Below are 2,216 nucleotides of genomic sequence, written 5' to 3' on the forward strand. Positions count from 1 at the left end.
TCCGAACCTACCGGAGTCCGAAAGTACCGCGGTCCGAAACTATCTGATGCGCATCTTCTACAATGAGGATGCGCGTATGCACATGCATACGCACACGCACACTCCTTGGACGCCGTAGCGAGCTTCCGGGCAGACGGTCGCAGACGTCGTCCCCCTGGCTCGTTTCCCCGCCCATCAAAAAATGAACGACCGCGGACTAGCTCGGATCAAGGCGACATCCCCTCAGCATCATGACGCGCTTGTGATGCAACTGAATATAGGAAGCTTAGAGATGACGCAACCAGGACAGACCACCACGACTTCGCACGAAGCGATCGATGCGTTCAAGAGAATCGTCGGCGACGAACATGTACTGACCTCTGAGCGTGCCACGATGCCATTCAGCAAAGGCTATCGATTCGGCGGAGGACCAGTCTTCGCCGTGGTGCGCCCCGGCACGCTGGTCGAGATGTGGCGGGCGCTGCAGGTATCCGTCGACAACAACCTCATCGTCATCCCGCAGGCATCGAACACGGGCCTGACTGGTGGATCCGGCCCCGGCTTCCAAGACTACGATCGCCCCATTGTGATCATCTCGACTCACCGCATCGATGAGGTGCACCTCATCAACGACGCGCGCGAGGCGATCTCGCTCGCGGGCACCCCGCTGACACACCTGACCGACGCGCTCGCCAAGCACCAGCGCGAGCCGCACTCGGTGATCGGGTCGACATCAATCGGCGCCTCGGTCATCGGCGGCATCGCGAACAACTCGGGCGGCAGCCAGATTCGCAAGGGTCCGGCATTCACGCGCGAAGCGATCTTCGCCCGCGTCAACGACGACGGCAAGGTCGAGCTGGTCAATCACCTGGGCATCTCGCTCGGAGACGACCCTGAGGTCGCACTCGACCGTCTACAGCGCGGCGAGTGGTCTCCCGAGGATGTCACCCCAGCTCCCGAAGACTCGAACGAGACCGAGTACGCCGAGCACTTGCGCAAGATCGTGCCTTCGCCTGCTCGCTACAATGCGAACCCCGAGTACCTGTTCGAGGCTTCCGGCTCGGCCGGCAAGCTGATGGTGTTCGCGGTGCGCACCCGCACCTTCCCTCGCGAAGTGCACCCGACCGTGTTTTACATCGGCACGAACAACACGCACGAGCTCGAAGAGATCCGTCGGTTGTTCCTCGAAGCCGACATGCCGCTGCCTATCTCTGGTGAGTACATGGGCCGCAGTGCCTTCGACTTGGCCGAGAAGTACGGCAAAGACACCTTCGTCTTCCTGAAGTTCATGAGTCCAGCGCTGCAGACGCGCATGTTCTCGTTCAAGACGTGGGCCAACGGCTTGTTCTCGAAGATTCCCGGCATTGGTCCGACCTTCGCCGACACGGTATCGCAAGCCATGTTCAGCGTGCTGCCCAACCAGCTGCCCAAGCGCATGATGGAGTACCGCAACCGTTTCGAGCATCACCTGCTGCTCACCGTCAGCGAGTCGCAGAAGGCCGCGAGCGAGAAGATGCTCAAGGAGTTCTTCGCAGAGCCCGAGCACACTGGTGAGTTCTTCATCTGCACGTCTGATGAAGAAAAGAGCGCGTCGCTCAACCGGTTCGGCGCGGCCAGTGCCGCCACTCGCTACGCCGCGTTGAAGCGCCGGCACATCGCAGGGCTCATCCCCATCGATGTGGCCCTGCGTCGCGACGATTGGAACTGGCTCGAGGTGCTGCCGGAGGAGATCGACGACCAGCTTGAGGTCAAGGCGTATTACGGGCACTTCTTCTGCCATGTGATGCACCAGGACTATGTCGCCAAGCAGGGCGTGGATCCCGAGGCGCTGCACGACCGCATCCAGCACCTGCTGGAGGAGCGCGGCGCGAAGCTGCCCGCCGAGCACAACTACGGTCGCATCTACAAGCTGCCGGAGTCCATGGAAGAGCACTTCAAGGAGCTCGATCCGACGAATACGTTCAACGCCGGTATCGGCGGCACGTCGCCGCACAAGGACTGGGCCTAAGTCCCCAAGGTAGCGCGACGCAGTGAGAGCCTGAGCGATGTCTTATCCATCTCGGGTGGACCTAGGGCTCGACTCCCTAGGTCCACCGGGACGGATGAGTCGAGACATCGGTCAGAGGCTGGGCAGGCCATAGAATCGCGTGGCGGCGAGGGCCGCGCCCGGTCCGAGAACGGGTCATCGCCTCACGCCGTCAGCTGACCCGCGACGGCCGGCACACCGGCGAAATCCG

1 protein-coding gene is annotated in these 2,216 nt (G+C 62.0%); it reads left to right on the top strand.

All coding sequences use genetic code 11. From position 1 onward, the window contains the following. The first annotated feature begins 271 nt into the window (after positions 1-271). Complete coding sequence (dld, locus tag ACT3T9_RS18760) at positions 272-1,987, top strand: D-lactate dehydrogenase (protein ID WP_013161533.1); 1,716 nt, start codon at positions 272-274, stop codon at positions 1,985-1,987. Positions 1,988-2,216: the final 229 nt, after the last annotated feature.

Origin of the sequence: Brachybacterium sp. AOP29-B2-41 (assembly GCF_052378395.1) — a bacterium.
In the GTDB taxonomy this organism is placed as follows: domain Bacteria; phylum Actinomycetota; class Actinomycetes; order Actinomycetales; family Dermabacteraceae; genus Brachybacterium.